General features: G+C 41.9%; 15 protein-coding genes and 1 tRNA gene. 10 read left to right on the forward strand and 6 right to left on the reverse strand.

What is annotated here, in order from left to right:
• Nucleotides 1-199: 199 nt before the first annotated feature.
• Both ABDW32_RS21525 and ABDW32_RS21530 read right to left on the reverse strand, forming a co-directional pair.
• Nucleotides 200-1,576: an OmpA family protein gene (locus ABDW32_RS21525; RefSeq protein ID WP_343565896.1), complete on the reverse strand. Its 1,377-nt coding sequence runs from the start codon at nt 1,574-1,576 to the stop codon at nt 200-202.
• 77 nt (nt 1,577-1,653) lie between these two features.
• Nucleotides 1,654-2,061 (reverse strand): NUDIX domain-containing protein, encoded by a 408-nt coding sequence (locus ABDW32_RS21530; protein WP_343565897.1) that lies wholly within the window; start codon nt 2,059-2,061, stop codon nt 1,654-1,656.
• 102 nt (nt 2,062-2,163) lie between these two features.
• Here ABDW32_RS21530 and ABDW32_RS21535 point away from each other — a divergent pair, with 102 nt between their 5' ends.
• Both ABDW32_RS21535 and ABDW32_RS21540 read left to right on the forward strand, forming a co-directional pair.
• Nucleotides 2,164-3,183: a L,D-transpeptidase gene (locus ABDW32_RS21535; RefSeq protein WP_343565898.1), complete on the forward strand. Its 1,020-nt coding sequence runs from the start codon at nt 2,164-2,166 to the stop codon at nt 3,181-3,183.
• An 82-nt stretch (nt 3,184-3,265) separates the two neighbouring features.
• Entirely contained in the window at nt 3,266-4,027 is a 762-nt protein-coding gene (locus ABDW32_RS21540) for a murein L,D-transpeptidase catalytic domain family protein (protein WP_343565899.1), read from the forward strand.
• An 88-nt stretch (nt 4,028-4,115) separates the two neighbouring features.
• Here the strand turns inward: ABDW32_RS21540 and ABDW32_RS21545 are convergent, their stop codons facing one another.
• A complete protein-coding gene (locus ABDW32_RS21545) occupies nt 4,116-4,814 on the reverse strand; it encodes a prolyl oligopeptidase family serine peptidase (RefSeq protein ID WP_077434274.1) in 699 nt (232 codons plus the stop codon).
• 221 nt (nt 4,815-5,035) lie between these two features.
• Between ABDW32_RS21545 and ABDW32_RS21550 the strand changes: the two genes are divergently transcribed.
• The 6 genes from ABDW32_RS21550 to gap all read left to right on the forward strand — a co-directional run bounded on the left by ABDW32_RS21550 (nt 5,036) and on the right by gap (nt 12,813).
• Complete coding sequence (locus ABDW32_RS21550; RefSeq protein ID WP_343565900.1) at nt 5,036-6,241, forward strand: exonuclease SbcCD subunit D; 1,206 nt, start codon at nt 5,036-5,038, stop codon at nt 6,239-6,241.
• Between the two features lie 4 nt (nt 6,242-6,245).
• Nucleotides 6,246-9,284 (forward strand): SMC family ATPase, encoded by a 3,039-nt coding sequence (locus tag ABDW32_RS21555; protein ID WP_343565901.1) that lies wholly within the window; start codon nt 6,246-6,248, stop codon nt 9,282-9,284.
• 84 nt (nt 9,285-9,368) lie between these two features.
• Nucleotides 9,369-9,566: a hypothetical protein gene (locus ABDW32_RS21560; RefSeq protein WP_343565902.1), complete on the forward strand. Its 198-nt coding sequence runs from the start codon at nt 9,369-9,371 to the stop codon at nt 9,564-9,566.
• Nucleotides 9,567-9,848: 282 nt separating this feature from the next.
• Nucleotides 9,849-10,943 (forward strand): AI-2E family transporter, encoded by a 1,095-nt coding sequence (locus tag ABDW32_RS21565; RefSeq protein ID WP_343565903.1) that lies wholly within the window; start codon nt 9,849-9,851, stop codon nt 10,941-10,943.
• A gap of 235 nt (nt 10,944-11,178) precedes the next feature.
• Nucleotides 11,179-11,799: a redoxin domain-containing protein gene (locus ABDW32_RS21570; protein ID WP_343565904.1), complete on the forward strand. Its 621-nt coding sequence runs from the start codon at nt 11,179-11,181 to the stop codon at nt 11,797-11,799.
• A gap of 6 nt (nt 11,800-11,805) precedes the next feature.
• On the forward strand, nt 11,806-12,813 hold the full coding sequence (gene gap, locus ABDW32_RS21575) for a type I glyceraldehyde-3-phosphate dehydrogenase (RefSeq protein ID WP_343565905.1): 1,008 nt from the start codon (nt 11,806-11,808) through the stop codon (nt 12,811-12,813).
• Nucleotides 12,814-13,252: 439 nt separating this feature from the next.
• Here gap and ABDW32_RS21580 read toward each other — a convergent pair whose 3' ends face one another.
• Both ABDW32_RS21580 and ABDW32_RS21585 read right to left on the reverse strand, forming a co-directional pair.
• On the reverse strand, nt 13,253-14,032 hold the full coding sequence (locus tag ABDW32_RS21580) for a TIGR02757 family protein (protein WP_343565906.1): 780 nt from the start codon (nt 14,030-14,032) through the stop codon (nt 13,253-13,255).
• Between the two features lie 7 nt (nt 14,033-14,039).
• Entirely contained in the window at nt 14,040-15,074 is a 1,035-nt protein-coding gene (locus ABDW32_RS21585) for a quinone-dependent dihydroorotate dehydrogenase (RefSeq protein WP_343565907.1), read from the reverse strand.
• Between the two features lie 60 nt (nt 15,075-15,134).
• On the opposite strand from ABDW32_RS21585, the gene ABDW32_RS21590 reads away from it, so the two are divergent.
• Nucleotides 15,135-17,054 carry an ABC-F family ATP-binding cassette domain-containing protein gene (locus ABDW32_RS21590; RefSeq protein WP_343565908.1) on the forward strand — a complete coding sequence of 640 codons (1,920 nt, stop codon included), beginning with the start codon at nt 15,135-15,137 and terminating at the stop codon, nt 17,052-17,054.
• Nucleotides 17,055-17,185: 131 nt separating this feature from the next.
• A tRNA-Lys gene (locus tag ABDW32_RS21595) sits at nt 17,186-17,258 on the forward strand.
• Between the two features lie 301 nt (nt 17,259-17,559).
• Here ABDW32_RS21595 and ABDW32_RS21600 read toward each other — a convergent pair.
• The coding region (locus ABDW32_RS21600; protein ID WP_343565909.1) for a hypothetical protein at nt 17,560-18,630 on the reverse strand (1,071 nt) is incomplete at its 5' end.

Genomic DNA, 18,630 nt, shown 5'->3' on the forward strand with positions numbered 1-18,630 from the left:
TATGCAGTATTGTTCCAACAGCAAAAACTACAAAATGATTTCAAGCAGCCTAAAATCACTAGAATGACTAAAAAAGCCCGTTAAACGAAAAGCGGATCCACAGGATCCGCTTTTCTATTTTATTATTCCTAATTTAACACTGAAGTTCTTTAAACCCAAATCACCATTTCCACACCCCTTTGCTTCTCTCAAAACACAATTATCGGACGCTAACCGCAACGTGACGGTCTAAAATACGGTCAGCTTCTGGCGCATCGGCCGGAAACTTCGCAAATTGGGAACCATAGCCCTCTGCCCCTACAACCTGCTTAGACAAACCTGCTTTATCCAGATAGTCCTTTACCGCATTTGCGCGATCTAATGATAGCTTTTTATTGAAATCCTCATTGCCAGTTTTATCGGTATATCCGCCAATTTTTACATTAGCTTCAGGAAAAGCTTTTAAAATCTCCGCTAGATTACTAAGCTGCACCTGGCTTTCGGGCAAAACTTTCGCCGTACCGGTTTCAAAATTCAGGTTATCAAAATCAAACCAGGTGTTTTTCAACGAATCTTCGCCCAAAGACTTATAGTCAGATTTTAAAAATTGTACGAGCTGATCTTCTATCCCGCTTTTAAAGGCCGCAAGCTTTCCTCCATTGGGCAATGGCACATCCAAGCGTTCCCGGTCTATTGCACCGGTCCCATTACCCCCAATTGCATTTCCTGAATCAATCTCGACCGGATTGACACTTGTATCCGTAGCGCTACCATTTTTACTGCCACTACAGCCTTTTCCAAACAAAAACCAAAGCAGTGCAATAACAATCAACACAATTAAAATCTTCCACCAGTTCCCACCCGAGGAACTTGCTGGCACGGCGGCAGCTTTCGCCTGCTCCACCCGGGGTAATGCCAAAGGTTCCTTGTGCGCCTCAAGTTCGGAAGCGGGATTGATGACAGGAATACTTTGATGCATTTCCTTGTTTTCTGCAGCTTCTTCCAACGGGGCTGCAGCTTCCTCTGGAGCGGAAAAATGGCCTCCGTCAAATAGCTTACCAAAAGCTCCCAAACCAAGACCTGCAGGGATAGCTGCTGCAAATGCAGTCTTATTGTCTTTTAATGTTTGGCTGATGGTATTTAAATCCCAATGCTTACCTTTATCCGTTAAGCTCGAAAATATAGCTGGTAAGGACAGCCCCATCAGCTTACGCACCGAATCGGCGCTAAAACCTAGATAGCCCGCAACGGTACCAAGTACAGTTTCCAGACCACCGCCAAATATTGAACTTAGCATATTACCCTCTCCAGGGCTTTCGGGCGATGCCTGCTGGGCTTCCGAATCTACAGCCCTTGTCTGTCCACCCAGCAATTGGCTAAGATCAAAATTCGAAAAACGCTGCTTCGCCTGCTCCAAAATGGTAGCAATCCCCCCGTTTGTATCCGCCTGTTGACTTAAGCCCAAAAACATAGCGGGGACAACAACATTTAAGCCCTGCTTTACCTGTTCGCTATCCTGGTTTACTGTTTCTCCCACCCGAGTAAGCGCCTCTTGATCAAAAAAATCTTTAGCTGATTTTAAAAGCTGATTTTCCATAACCTTAGTTTATTTTTGTTTATATATAAAACATTAACAAACAAAGGCTTAAAATGTTCACATCAAGCACACTGGGATCAAATCGTTCCCGAAAGCCATTTCGGAATAACAAACTCTTCGGCAAGATGTGCCAGTTGATAATTTTGCCAGTTATCTCTTGTGATCCACTGCACTTCCTCCAATTCAGCTTCTGCCGAAAAACAACGCTCTTCACTGAGTTTTATCAAATAAATATGTCCTTCCACTAAGGTATCCGGCTCGTTCACAGCCAGCGTCTCGTGCTGGCCAAGAAACTCAAAAGTCTTATCATCTGCATCAAACTGCAGTTCTTCCCTCAGCTCCCGGACCAAAGCTTCCAGATCGCTTTCTCCTGCGGCTATCTTACCTCCAGGCAATTGAAAATAGGGAGATCCTTTTTTTCTAACCATTAATAAAGCTCCCCCAGGAGCGATCATCATTGCTGAACAAATTACAATCTTATGCATATTTTTTTCTTGAAATTACAAAACTACCTTTTGTTCATTATTTAAAAAATGTGTTTTATTCTTATATTTAGAAAATAAAACAATAATTTATATAGTCCATATATGAATAATAGATTGACATGCCTCTTATTTAGCCTATTATTTCTGACGTTGGGATGCCAACAGGAAAAAAAAAGTACAGCACAAAAGGAACAGCCAATTAAACGTCAGGAAGCTGTTCCACCTAAAAAACAGCAAGAAAAGCCAAAAGTATTTACCGCTGATGATATTGTCATCAGAAAAGATCTGCTTTACAAAAAATACACATTGGAAGATTCTTATCCTTATAAGGATACCACCCGTGGGTTTCAATGGGACAAAATAAAGGAACGTCTGGCTTATGTCGAAAATTTTCAGCAGACACCTTCACCATATGCTGTTCTTCAGAATTATCAAAATGAAAAAGGTGAAGCACCCACCATTAAAGATTTCAAACGGGATTCATACAAACGTGTAGCCGATAGTTTTAATGTGGCGCGCTATCAGGCCGCACCTTTATACGACCCCACAACAAACAAGCCTGTCCGCTATGGACGGGATGGGTGGCTGGTCCGTGTAAAGGGCCCAGACACCCTAGCCAGAGTACCTATTGCAGGTGTTTCATTTGAAGGCGAGTATACCGTCCCTAAGCGCTATCTGCGCCTAATAAGCGATACGGTGCAATTTAACATTATTAACGTTGTTGACGTTAGGAACCAAAACATCTGTACACTGGAAAAAGTAGGGAAAGAATGGCTTATACGTAGCATGAATCCCATCACCAGTGGCCGGCACAAACCACCACATGCCCAGGAAACACCAACCGGTCTTTTTGTCGTTCAGGAACACAAATCAAAGATGTTCTATTTTGAAGACGGAACACGAACCTATGGTGGCTTTGCTCCTTACGCCACCCGATTTACCGCCGGCGCCTATCTTCACGGCGTACCGGTCAATAATCCGAACGGCAAAATCATCGAATATAGCGAAAGTTTAGGCACAACACCAAAGTCCCATATGTGTGTCAGAAATGCGTCATCTCATGCCCAATTTGTTTATAAACGGTCAAAAGACCTCTCTTCATTGGTAATCGTTATTGATTAACAATATTTAACATTCTGTAAATCAAATATGTATTAACTTTAATTATTATTTTTGTAAACATCTACACAGAAAAGGGAGGAGAATGGGAAATACTTTTATGTTTCTTTTGATGGCACTCAACACGGCATTATCATCAAAAGAGGATTTAAAAACATTAGATCAACAAACCGGTACCCATCATATAAATGTAGAACGTCAACGTACAGAAGTTGATTCTTTATATGATGAAATGAATCTAAGTCCAGTATTGAAATACGAGGCATTCCGACAAGCAATGGAAGGCAGAAAACAGCTTTCCTCGCACAACAAAGACATTATGACGATCATTGATTTTTCCTTGGCTTCCACGGAAAAACGACTTGTTGTGCTTGACCTCGAACACAAAAAGGTGCTTTTTAACACTTTAGTGTCGCATGGTAAAAATAGCGGTGAAAACTACGCGACACATTTCTCAAATCAGCAGGAGTCTTTAAAGAGCTCTTTGGGATTTTTTGTTACCGAAAATACCTATAATGGAGAGAATGGTTACTCTTTGGTATTGAATGGCCTCGAGGAGGGAATAAACGACAATGCCAAAGCACGGTATGTAGTCATGCACGGTGCCGATTATTGCAGCACAGGAACCATATCAAGCTTGGGAAGACTCGGCAAAAGCTATGGCTGCCCCGCAGTGCCCCGGGAATATGCTGTCCCTATAATCAATACCATTAAGGATGGAACACTACTGTTTATTTACGCAGACAATCAGGATTATCTTGCGAAAACGCATTTGATCCATCAGCCAAGTGTATTGATGGCACAATTCAACCGAAAACAGCAACTTGAAAGTACAAATGAAGGTTAACAAAAAAGGCTGATTGTATCAGCCTTTTTATTTTTTATAATGTTCGGTATCCCAAACCGGACTATCTATCGAAATCTTTTTTTAAACCTTATGATTTTTGTTTTTTCTTAAATTTTAGCATCCAGTCATAGATTGCATCGTCATGAAATAGGCGTTCTACACTACCATGCGTCCCACCTTTTATGACATTTAAACGTACCTCAGCATCAGGGTCTGCCTTCTTTATGGCATTCATAATTTTTCTCGACTCTGAAATGGGCACTGCACGATCTCTTGTCCCATGATGCAGCCAAATTGGAACCTGCGTGAGGTTGGAAGCATATTGACTTGATCCACCGCCACAAATCGCTACTGCTGCTGCAATCCGTTCCGGATATTTGCCAGCAACATCCATGGTACCGTAACCGCCCATACTCATCCCACATACGTATACACGGTCAGGATCAGCATCATAATGCGCGATAACATAGTCCACGATCTCGATCACTTTGTCGGGATCCCAACCCCCACGGGATTGAGGAGCAACAATAATTCCTGGCACCTCCTGCCCTTTATTAATGGCATACAACACACCATAACGTTTCACTCTGTCCAGATTCGTCCCCGATAAACTGCGACCATGCAAAAATACGAAAACAGGTTGCTTTTCAGATTCCGTGGTTTCATGATCAACATCTTTCAATAAAAAAGGATAAGCCGTTTCCCCTTTGATTGCTTTTATTTCCTGTGCATTTATCTTCATCAAAAACAGAAAGATAGCACACAGACAGAGATATACTTTACGCATAAATTTAAATTATATCGATATACTTAGCTTAATTTTGGAGGACTAAAAATACAACTATATGATTTTGGTATGTCGCATTTAACAACTTTTAACATTTAGACGGACGCTTAGCTGCTATCTAAACTTACACAGCTCGAATTTGGTCCGATATGTAATTATAATTGCATATCAGACCAAATTTGTCTTAGTTTGTACTATAAGCAAAAAAACGAGGGCTCATCATGAAAATACTGCATACTGCTGACTGGCATTTAGGGAAACGATTGGACAGCTTTTCCCGAATGGATGAACAGCAATTGGTCATGGAGGAGATTATTCAGGTCGCCGACCAACAGGAGGTTGACCTGGTATTGATCGCTGGTGATCTTTTTGACTCATTCAATCCGGGTGTTGAGGCCATTGAACTATTTTACAAAACCATCAAACGACTGGCAAAAAATGGCATGCGACCAGTTATCGCTATAGCTGGAAACCACGATTCACCCAATTTAATCGATGCTCCGGACCCTTTGGCCCGCGCTTCTGGCATAATTCTCATCGGTCATCCCAATGCACTTGTTACCCCATTTTCAACCGAGGGTTTCTCCGTCCTGCGTTCCGACAATGGATTTATCGAGTTGAGCCTTCAAGGATATGATTATCCGATCCGGATACTCCACACGGCCTATGCCAATGAAATCCGGCTCAAGCAGTACCTCGGCGAGGACAAAGAAGTCCAACTCAACAAGGCCCTTGCGGAAAATTGGCGAAGATTGGCTGAAACCTATTGCGACAGTAAAGGTGTCAACATCTTGACCGCACACCTGTATATGAATAAGATTGGCTCACCGCTAATTGAGGAACCGGATGGTGAAAAGCCGATTAAAATCGGTAATGCTGACCTGATCTATTCGGAATCTATCCCAGCACAGATTCAATATACCGCTTTGGGACATATTCATGGTTTCAAAAATATTGGCTCCCCAGAACAACCTGTGGTCTATGCCTCCTCTCCCCTTTGCTATAGTTTTGCTGAAGCCGGTCAAACCAAATATGTCAATATTGTCAATACCCTACCGGATGCACATGCCACATTCGAACGCGTCCCACTGCGTCAGGGAAAGCCATTGGTCCGAAAATCTTTTGCAGCTATTGACCCCTGTATTGCCTGGCTTTCTGAAAATCCCGACACGTTGGTGGAATTAACCCTCAAGTCCGACACATTCCTGAAAGCCGAAGACCGTAAATTGATTTATCAGACTCACTCCGGCATCGTTTATTTAATCCCTGTCGTTCAACAGGACAATGAAGATATCATGGATACAAAAGAAATTAATCTGACCCAAGATATTTCTACACTTTTCAGTGAATATTTTAAATCCAAAAATGCCAATCAGGCACCCAACGATGATATTCTCAACCTTTTTCGCGAAATACTAAATTCTTAAATCCATGATCCCTTTAAAGCTAACTGTAGAAGGCATATATTCCTATAAGGAACGGCAGACAATAGATTTTACGGCACTGACAGAAGCAGGACTTTTTGGCATTTTTGGTACGGTAGGATCAGGTAAATCCTCTATACTCGAAGCAATCACTTATGTCTTGTATGGAGAAACCGAAAGGTTAAATGCGCGGGACAGACGTGCTTATAATATGATGAATCTGAAATCAAACCGCTCGTATATCGAACTGGATTTCATCAATTTTGAAAACCGAACGTTTAGGGTCACCCGGGAATTTAAACGAAACTCCAAAAATTTTGAGGACGTCAAATCACCAACGGTTGTCTTATATGAAAAAATAGATGAACAATGGCTTCCGCAGGAAAGCAGTAACACACAACCTATCATCGGTTTAAGCTACGAAAACTTTAAAAGAACAATTATTATCCCACAAGGGCAATTTAAAGAGTTCATTGAACTGGGAGCGAAAGAGCGTACGGATATGATGAAGGAAATTTTTCAGCTCCATCGTTTCGATCTACAGGATAAGGTTACCGCGCTTTATAAAAAAAATCAGTCCGAGCTGGATCAGCTCAATGGCCAATTAATGGGGTTTGAAGAGATTAGCACCGAGCGTATTCAAACAGTACGGGAAAAGCTGATGGCGGAACGTGAATTTTTCTTTAAGGCCCAGGATGCCAACAAGCTGCTCCAGGAGAAATTTCAGGAACTGAAAAATCTGAAAGAGGATTTTCTGGAATTGCACAAAATGAAGTCCCTTTTTCAGGATCTGTCGAAACAGCAGCAGGAGAAAGAGCAAATACGCCAACGTTTGATCCGCTTTGAAGAAGCGTATGCAAACTTCTATCATATCCTCCAGGTACAGGAAAAGTCGAAACAGGAAAATTCGCAGGAACAAGAGCGGTTACAGCGGGAAAAAGAAAAATCCACCGAAATACAGCAGATGACACAACAGTTGTCCTTACAGCTGCAGCAGATTAGACCGCAATACGAACGTTTAACCCAACGACGAACAAGTGAATTGGATCTGGAGCTAATTTTGCAGTTGATCACGTTTACGATAGAGATAAAGCGTGTAAATGAAAGTGCTCAAAAAGGACGGCTTTTTGTGGAGGAAACGAAGGAACAACAGGCACAAGGTAAAATCAGAATCCAAAAAACAGAAGCTTCGCTGCAGCAGCTTAAGCAATCAAAACCATCCGCAAATGAACTGATGGAACTAGGGCAATGGTACACGAGACAGCAAGTTATACAACAACAGGAGAATGAGCTCCAACAACAGCTTTTGGCATTAAACTCCGCAATAAGCGCCTTACAACTTGACCTAAAACATTACAACTTTGATGCGGCTGAATTTGACGCCGATTATGCCAGCGAATTGCTGGAGCTTGAAACCAAACTTGCTAAATTAAATGACGAGAAAGCACATCTGTTGTTACAGCAAAAGCTCACACAGTTTGCCGCAAATTTGGACGAGGGTTCTCCCTGCCCCCTATGCGGAGCACTGGAACATCCGGCTATTGCCGAAGGAACGGATATTAGCCAGGAACTCGCAGACAACCAAGAATCAATTGCGGCAATTCATTCACGTATTAAATTCAGGACCGATCAAAAATTTGAGATCGAGAAACTCATGCTCCAACTACAGACCCTGAACACGCAAAAAAAGGATCTGACAGCGAAAATACAGCTTAACCAATCGCACAAATCCAGTCACCTGAGTCAATTTACATGGGCTAATTACAGCAGCACCGACGAATCAATCTATACACAGAAGAAAGCAGCCCTTTCCAGTATCGAAAGCCAGATCACAGCGTTGGAACAACTTTTAAGCAATGAACAGCTGCTATTGATTGAGATTGAGAAAAAGCTGGATAAAGCAAACAGAAGGCTAAATGAACTTGAGCTCGAGGAAGCGCGCAAACAAACGCAAATCAATCAGAACATAGGTCATTTAAAACATTTGAAGTGGGCAGATTATCAATCTTCGGACCAGGCAGCTATTGAAATCGAGTATAAGACATTAAAAGCTGAGAACCTACGGATAGAACAAAACTATACAACGTTGACAGAACAGCTCCATGGATTAAACAGCCAGTTTGCAGCCCAGGAAAGTCTAGTTCAATCTATCCACAACCGCATCAATAGCATACAGGCTGAAATCCTACAAACTGAAACAACGATCGCACAACTGCTCCATAGTTCCCCCTTTGAGACAATAGATGAGGTAAGGGATACCTTGGCGGAGAATTTGCCCGTTCAGAAAATCCGGGCGGAACTGGAACAATTTCAGATCCAGTTTGAGACGTTGAAAGCACAAATCACACAACTCGACAAAAAGTTAGCAGATAAAGTCTACGATGAAGCAGCTTTTCTACTACAGGAAGCAGCTTTAGCGGAAAGTTCCCATCAGTTAAAAACTCTGACTGAGAACGTCGCTAAATATGAACAGGAGTTAAACCAATTGGAGACTGCCTATGCAAAAAAAGAAGTTTTACTTCAACAACAGGCGAAGCTAAACCTGCGTAACGATGATCTTAAACAGCTCTTTAACCTGTTTAAGGGGGCGGGATTTGTCCAGTACGTTTCATCCATCTATTTACGGCAGCTCTGTGACCATGCCAATATCCGCTTTCACCGGATGACACGGAACCAGCTGAGCTTACAGATTAATGAGAATAATGAGTTTGAAATTATAGACTATCTGAATGAAGGTAAAAGCAGAAGTGTTAAAACGCTGTCTGGGGGGCAGGCGTTTCAGGTATCATTAAGTCTGGCGCTGGCCTTGGCCGAAAGCGTACAGTCCAATACCAAGGCTGCAAAAAACTTCTTTTTTATTGATGAAGGCTTTGGTACCCAGGACATCACCTCGGTCAATATCGTCTTCGAAACTTTGCTAGACCTACAGAAAGAAAATCGCATAGTTGGTATAATTTCACATGTTGAAGAATTGAAAGAACGGATTCCAATATCGCTTTCGATCGAAAAGAATGAAGAACATGGAAGCCAAATTTTTGTAAATTAATTGTAAATCCCAAAGTAAATTAGTAGATTAGTTATAGCGACAGAAGTCAAAAAAGCTGTCGCTATAACCAAAAAACAAAAGATTATGGGCTTATTTTCAAATAATAGAAAAGGAAAAGGGTCTCATCCTTTTTTTCATAAATCAGCTAAATCAGCGCAATTGACCACAGCAAATACCAATCAATCCACAACAGCTAGGACGACATCATCCATGCTCTTTATCAAGCAATATGATATCATGACTATCTTAAAGGAGATATTAATGCCGCAGAACCAAAATTAATTTTTGCATCCTCCCCTTAGTACAATCTTTTCCGATTCGCATCGGGGAAGCGGTGTATGTCTATCTCCCTACCTGAAATTTCTGATCAGGCCATATATACCTCAGCTTCCTATTACTCCATTGATTTTCACAGCGCTATTTTCCACGGTTATCTCCAAAAAAAGAAATTAAAAAAATCATTGAAATTCCAAAAAAGTAAGTTTAATTTAACAATATAAAACATTTTAAAAAAAATATTGTCATTTGGTAAATAGAAATTAAAGCGGCACATATTCAAGACACATGAAATACAAACAAATAAACAACAATTCCATTAACCAGATTATGCTTATCATCATTATTTTGTTGATATGCATTTTGATCTTTACAAACTTATTCTATTATCTCCCCGGCTTTTTGGGGGCTATCACGCTCTACGTCCTATTTCGCAAGATCAATTTTAAACTGACAGAAGAAAGGGGATGGAAGAAATCTATTGCCAGTCTTTTATTGATCCTTGTTACCATTGTGTTTTTAGTCGGTCCCCTCTATTTATTGATCAATTATATGGTACCACAAGTGACTGAGGCGATTAATAACAAAGAGGAGATTATGGAAAAATTCGATTCCATTAAAACCTATTTCAAAGACAGCCCCTATCTTAGCAACATCGATCTATCCGATAGCGCATTGATGGGTGCTCTCCAACGAGCGGCTAAGTTTATTCCCAATATTCTGAATTCCGTGGCTGAGGTGGGTGTCAATGTACTGGTTGCGTTATTTGTACTTTACTTTATGCTGGTCAGCAGCAAAGAATTAGAAAAAACATTATATAATGCCATTCCGTTCTCAAAAACGAGTAAGGCTGAGTTATGGCAAGAATTTGACATGATGGTTAAATCCAATGCCATCGGCATTCCGATCCTTGCGATGTGTCAAGGTGTTGTTGCAGGGCTGGGTTATTGGTTTTTTGGTCTGGAAAGCCCTATTTTTTTGGGTATTCTGACTGCTGTGTCCACCATAATCCCCATTTTAGGTACCATGGTCGTTTATCTTCCTGCCGCGGTGTTCCTTCTTGCGAATGGGCAGTCCGGAAATGCGATCGGACTAGCGCTTTACGGCATCATTATCATCGGAAGTATCGACAATATTCTTCGGTTTACAATTTTGAAAAAACTCGGAGATGTCCACCCCTTAATCACTGTTTTTGGAGTGTTGCTGGGTTTAAATCTCTTTGGTATGTTGGGGCTAATATTTGGTCCGCTTATCCTATCCTGTGTGGGAGTTCTACTCAAAGTATATAGCAATGAGTTTGGTCGCAGTACGCCGGAAATTATACAATCTACCTCATTGATAGAACCAAATAGTCCAAGCAATACAACAGATACAACGGAATAGTAAAAAATTGAAGGACAAATAGCATGGCCAACTTTATAGCGTATAACCAGCAAACTGTCATAACTTGAGTTTGGACACTGTATAATCCCTTTTTTTTTATAGTTTTGACTCTTCAATGGCGAGCTTGTGGAATGATCTATATCCAGTTAAAGCTGGATGGCATATATCCATTCTTTCATGGCGCAAAAGAAGAATAGGAAATCACTAAAACTGGTTTAAAAATCAAAGGTAGTTTATGAACAAAAAAATAATTTTAGGAGTAACTGCAATGCTAACAGCGGGCATGCTTTATTCATGTAATAACAACGGCAATCAAAAGACAGCTGAAACAGAGAATACCGCAACGGAAAATACGGCCGAAAATCATGACCATGCCGGGCACGACCACGCAGGCCATGATCACGCCCAAACTACTCCTGCACCAGCTTCTGGGCCTGCTGCAATTCTTCCTAATTTCACTTTTTATCAGCTTCGATCAGGCATACGTGTAAGCAATGAAAATCTTGCGAAAGATAAAAATACGGTTTTTATTCTATTTGATCCAGGATGTAGCCATTGTCAGCATGAAGCAACCGAACTTGAGAAAAATATTGATCGCCTAAAAGATGTCAATATCTTCTATATTTCCATGAATGATCCGGCTCTGGTATTAGGATTCTTTGATAGCTTTGCGCCAAAATTATCCAAATCTTCTAATGTGGAAGTCTTAATTGATAAGGATCAAAACTTTATCCAAAACATACATGTTCCAGCACAGTTCCCGGCAAATTATGTCTACGGAGGTGACGGAAAACTCAAAGCACATTGGGAAGGTGAGAAAAACATCAATGAGGTGATAAGTCAATTTCATAAATAAGCTGAAATGCTCAATATTGCGATAAACGGATTTGGACGTATCGGAAGAAACACATTGCGTAATATTTTTCTTCGTAATGCTTTTGATCAATTGCAGGTCGTCGCTATCAATGACCTGGCAGACACCAAGACTTTGGCCCATTTATTTAAGTATGATTCGGTCCACGGTCCTTTCTCTGGAACGGTGAAGCACGATGAACAGCATATTATCGTAAATGGCCATTCCATTTTGGTGAGCAATGAAAAAGATCCGTCTTTACTGCCCTGGGAATCTTTACATATCGATGTTGTCATTGAATCTACGGGACATTTTACGAACCGTGAAAAAGCAGCCCTTCATCTGACGGCAGGTGCAAAAAAAGTAATTATCTCTGCTCCGCCAACGGACAAAGATATTCCAACGGTTGTACTTGGTATCAACGATCGTGCTGTCGATCTCTCGGCTTCCATCTTGTCCAATGCCTCCTGCACGACCAACAATGTCGCCCCTTTGGTCAAAATCTTAGATGACAATTGGGGGATAAAGGATGGATATATCACCACGGTACACTCTATGACCGGCGATCAAAACCTGCATGACGCACCACACAAGGATCTGCGACGGGCACGTGCGGCCTCCTCGGCAATCATACCGACGACCACAGGTGCTGCCAAAGCGATTACCAATGTCTTTCCCCATTTACAGAATAAATTGGGTGGAGCAGGCATACGCGTTCCTGTGCTGAATGGTTCCTTAACAGATTTTACCTGTACTTTGGAAAAGGAAACAACGGTCCAAGAAATCAATCAAGCCTTTAAAGCTGCAGCCGAAAATGAATTAAAGGAGGTATTGTTTTATACCGAAGACCCTATTGTGTCTGTTGATATAATAAACAATCCCTACTCTTGTGTTTTTGATGCGCAATTGACTTCGGTTGTGGGTGGATTAGTGAAAGTTGTAGGCTGGTATGACAATGAGTTTGGCTATTCCAATCGCTTGGTGGACCTTTTGATCAAGATTGACAAGCTCGTCTAATGCTACAGTAGCCAAAAATATTGAAAAAGCCTGTATTTTAGCATACAGGCTTTTTTATTGCTCTTTTGACCGTCATTGCTGAAAATATACCAACAGGCACGAAGCACAGATGAGGCACCTCAAAAGCACCTTTCGCTTTGTGCTATATCAGTCAATCATTACGGTCTTACTGCAGTTTCTTTCGGCTTGCCAAAACCTTTAAACCTGCAGTGCTCTCTCTACCATATCCGTAGGCCGTAGGCCTCACAGTAAGGATAGCGCCCCTAGATACCTACGATATGGGTATGGTATCAAGGCTGCAGCTAGTTGGTATACCCGTTGGCCCTGTGCGCCGTTGGTGGGATAATATCACCGAATGCGTGCGTTATCGGTGTGAGGTCTGTGCCGGGCTAAGGTAGTTGAAGGGACTTGAGCCGAGTTTAACGGACTTGAAGGGACTTTAGAGCTCCCCTTCTACCCCCAAGCCAAAAAGCGCAAAATCATATTTTACGGGATCATTGGAATCCAGCAATCTAAGATTGGCCGTTAGCTCCTGTGCAGTCTTCCAGTTGACCTTTTCCAAGGTAATCAACCCAAATTTTCGCGCTACCCGTTCGACATGGACATCACATGGACAGATCAGATCTTTTGGTGACAGGCGGTTCCAGATGCCAAAATCAACTCCGCTATTATCTTTGCGAACCATCCAGCGTAAAAACATATTGATGCGCTTTACCGTGGATTTTTGCGCGGGACTACTGATGTGTTTACGCGTTCGCTGTGGATAATCCGGCAGAGAAAAGAAATAGGTTTTAAAAGCATTGAGTGCCTGTTCCAGATCCACCTCCACTAGGTTTTCCTGTCCGACCAAAAATGCATCTTCTAAAGACGCGAAGTGGCTGTAATGATGCCGAAAAAAAGTGACGAAATAAAGTATATCGGTGTCATTGAATGTACGGTGTTTAAAACCAAGCAGGCTCTTGAGGTCCTGGTCACTATGATTCATGATATAATCATAAGGAGCACCGTCCATTCTATTGATCAATTCATTACATTTATTGATAATGGTTTTACGTTGCCCCCAAGCCATAATTGCGGCTAGAAAGCCTGTAATCTCAATATCATTTTTGGACGAGAATTGATGTGGTATGGATATGGGATCATGGGGGATAAAATTAGGTTGATTATATTCATCAACCTTTTTATCCAAAAAATCTTTCAAATTAAAATCTACAGCCATGGCTTTACTACCGTCCTGTCTGTAATATCCCTTTACAGATATTTGATATCAACCCTGGTCCCTCGTATATAAATCCGGTATAGACCTGAATAAGGCTAGCCCCGGCATCCAGTTTCTCAATCGCATCTTTCGCGGAATGAATACCGCCGACACCAATGATCGGAAATGCTTTATTTGATTTCTGGCTTAGGTAACGGATTACCTCTGTTGAACGCTTGGTCAATGGTCGTCCACTCACCCCTCCTGCTTCCTGGATCAATTCCTGTTGACTCTTTAACCCTTCTCTCGAAATCGTCGTGTTTGTTGCGATGACCCCAGCAATTTGTGTCTCCATCACGATTTCTACAATATCATCCAGTTGGCTATCGGTGAGATCAGGTGCAATCTTAAGCAAAATAGGTTTGGGGGCTGACTTCGTTTTATTCAGCTCCTGTAGTGTATGCAATATATTTTTTAGCGGTTCCTTTTCCTGCAGATCCCTTAAGCCCGGTGTATTGGGTGAACTGACATTGACAACAAAGTAATCCACATACTCAAAAAGGGCATTGAAACAGTAGATATAGTCATTTACCGCTTCTTCATTCGGAGTAAGCTTGTTCTTTCCAATATTCCCCCCGATTAGAAGCCCTTTTCGGTCTTTTAGGTTCTTCAGACGATTAGCAGCGACATCCGCCCCCTGATTATTAAACCCCATACGGTTGATCAGGGCTTCATCCGGTACCAGACGAAACATCCGGGGTTTATCATTTCCGGGCTGAGGCTTTGGTGTAACTGTTCCGATTTCAATAAAACCGAAACCTAAATTAGTCATATCCGCTATATATTCGGCATTTTTATCGAAGCCTGCCGCCAGCCCTACGGGATTTTTAAATTTAAGCCCAAAGACCTCACGTTCCAAGCGAGGATCTTCTACCGTAAAAATAGCGTTCAATAGTTGCTTGGCACCCCAGATTTTTGAGAAGACATTCAATCCGCTGGTCACCTTATGGTGAGCCATCTCCGGATTCATTGTAAAGAATATAGGTTTGACTAATTTATACATAATCGCAAAGTTAGTCAAACAAGAAGAAATATTCATTACTTTTGTACTTTTGCATTTGAAATGATATCAATAAATAATTTAACATTTGAAATAGGATCCCGAGCGTTGTACGATGAGGCAAACTGGCACATCAAACCAGGTGATAAGGTAGGTTTAATTGGCGCCAATGGAGCTGGAAAATCGACTTTATTGCGTTTGATCGTTGGACAATATGCCCCAACTTCGGGTACAATTTCCATGGCAAAGGATCTTAAGATCGGTTACTTAAACCAGGACTTATTATCCTACCATTCGGACAAAAGTATTCTATACGTCGCTATGGAAGCGTTCGAACGCCAAAATCAACTACATGCCGAAATCGAAGACTTACTTGCGAAATTAGAAACAGATTATTCGGACGATATTCTTAATAAACTAAGCGATAAACAACTGGAATTTGAAGCGCTGGATGGTTATAATCTTGAATTCAAAGCACACGAGATCCTCGCTGGTCTAGGTTTTTCCGAAGAAGAACAAAAAAGACCATTGGCCACATTCTCGGGAGGCTGGCGTATGCGCGTGATGCTTGCTAAAATCTTGTTGCAGACACCAGATATTCTATTATTGGATGAGCCTACCAACCATATGGACTTACCATCTATCAAATGGCTTGAGAATTATTTGCAGGCATTTGACGGAGCAATCGTTATTGTATCACATGATAGATATTTTCTGGACCGGATCATCAAAAAGACCGTGGAATCGCGTAAGGGGAAATTAACACTTTATGCAGGTAACTACAGCTTTTATCTGGAAGAAAAGGAATTGAGAAACGAGTTACAGGCCAATCAGTTCAAAAATCAGCAGGCTAAGATCAAACAGGAGGAACGGCTTATCGAGCGTTTCCGTGCGAAAGCTTCCAAAGCGAAAATGGCGCAGTCGCGGATTAAAGCCCTAGATCGCATGGAGAAAATTGAAGACGTGGATGACGATAATCCAACGGTCAACTTCAGCTTTAAGTTTTCAAAACCTTCCGGGCGTCATGTGGTCACCTTAGATAATATCTCTAAATCTTACCCTAACCTCGAGATATTAAAAAATACCTCCGCGATTATTGAAAAAGGTGATAAAATTGCTTTGATCGGTGCGAACGGAAAGGGTAAGTCCACCCTACTCCGTATTGTAGCCGGCTCAGATGATCAATTCGAAGGAAAATCGGAACATGGTCACAATGTGTCCCAAACCTTCTTTGCACAGCATCAATTGGAGGCACTCCATCTCGAAAACTCCATATTAGCCGAACTGCAGGCCTTTGCGCCAAAACATACCGAGACCGAATTGCGTTCGATATTGGGTTGTTTCCTATTTACGGGCGACGATGCCTTCAAAAAAATCAAGGTGTTATCCGGAGGAGAGAAATCCCGTGTAGCCCTAGCCAAAGCATTGACAGCAGATGCCAACTTTCTGGCACTCGATGAGCCTACCAACCACTTGGATATGCAATCGGTCAACATCCTGATCCAGGCGCTGCAACAATTTGAAGGAACTTTTATCGTTGTTTCCCATGACCGTTATTTCTTGGATCATGTCGCCAACAAAATTTGGTATATCGAAGACAAGGAGATCAAAGAATATCCGGGCACTTATCAGGAATATGAAGAATGGGCTGCTAAACGTGTTGTAAAAACAGAGGTCAAACCTGAAAAAAAGGTTAAAGAAGAGCCTAAGGTCAAAAAGGAAAAACAAGCGCCTTCCGAAGATCGGACACGATTATTGAGCAAAAAGAACAAGGAGCTTTCAACATTGGAGAAAAAGATCGAAGAACAGGAAATATTGGTGAAGGACCTTGAACTGAAACTAGCTGATGAAGCCGTATATTCGGATGCGATTAAGCTACAGGAAACTACGCGAGCGTACAATTCAGCAAAAGCTCAATTAACCCAATTTCAAGAACAATGGGAGCTATTGGCCGAGGAAATTATGGAATTGGAAAATAGTTAATTTTTTCGGCTTAAAATCAGCTTTTTAAGCAAGAACCCGCTATTTTAAGCCAAAAAAATTTGCAGGAATAGGATTAAAGCCCTACTTTTGCATCACTTCAAACAAGGAGCACTAGTTCAAAAAAGAAGTACGATTCCGTAGCTCAGCTGGTAGAGCAATACACTTTTAATGTATGGGTCCTGGGTTCGAATCCCAGCGGGATCACGAGAGAAAAGCTAATCGCAAGATTGGCTTTTCTTGTTTTTAGCAGTATTAAGGATTCGAACGAAGGGATGGCCGGGTTCGATCCTATGGAGGCTCAAGGATATGCGCGGGAACTGTGGGGCTGAGCCAATCCCAGCGGGATCACAAGAGAAAAGCTAATCGCAAGATTGGCTTTTTTTGCTTTAACGGTATTACCAGACTGATGAAGAACAAAAAGGGTGAACCAGCTTTTGCTGATCCACCCACACCTACCATCGCGGTACGATATACTAACTATTCAAGTCTATGAAGAAAATCTTATTTAATTATTGATCACATTGCGCACACAGCGAATGGTGTTACCCTGGTTAAAGGCCACTTCCTGAATTGACATATTTTGAAAGGTACCATTGCTGACTTCTGCATAAAGGATCCGATTTCCGTTATTATTGGTATTAAAAGATGCACTTTTATAGCGAAGCGTTCCAGTGCCGGCCGAACTGCCCGAAGGAATCTGCTGACGGTTACCGTTATTATCGATATAGCCATAATACGATAGGACCAAATCATTATCCGGATAAGCAGAATTATGGGCCTGCGTACCTGTCCAAGTAATCGTGTGTCTATAACCATCAGGGACTCTTGTAATGGAAGTTTTACGGTCAGTATTATTCCTAAGTCTAGTATACTCCTGAGGATCACTTTCAATCGGTGATCTCCAGGTCAATTCCGGATAGACCCTTTTACATTGATCAACCGTACGATAGTCTGTTCCGCGCGGGGTTGTTGTACCAAAATTCCAATATTCCGTATTTACGGATGGGTAGGAATAATTATTATCCGTACGAAAGCGATAGGCATCAGAGGCCCCTTGTGTGTAGCTTCCACCATAGAGTTTCTCGCTATCGTAAACCAGATTGGTACGCGCCCATACCAGGCCACTGACACTCACGCCCGATTCGATCAGACGTACATTGGTTTTGGACAGGGTACCTTTGGTCAGGTTCAATGCCGAACCGTGACTGATGGGAACAATACTATTTGCTGCAAAATTTCGGGTACTATTATCATCCAGTGTAATATGGAGACCGTCAAGCCGAACCCGTAAGTTATTCGCCGAAATAGAGCTTGTATTAGCCGTATAGAAATGTGCAATCTTTTCTGCATTGCCCCAGCGGCTGTCCACCACGGTCATTTCCGACCCATTGATGGGACCAACATCCTGCAAATTGGAAAAACTTGCGTTAAAGATGCTGAAATCACCGGTTTGGATAATATTGGTAAAGGCCGTACCCGTACCTTTACCGAGCGAGAAGGTCGAATTGTCGGTGATACCACCAAAGATCCCCCGCGTATTAATGTTGACCTCAATGGCTGCCATCTGGCGAAGGAA

The organism is Sphingobacterium sp. (genome assembly GCF_039596235.1).
GTDB lineage: Bacteria > Bacteroidota > Bacteroidia > Sphingobacteriales > Sphingobacteriaceae > Sphingobacterium.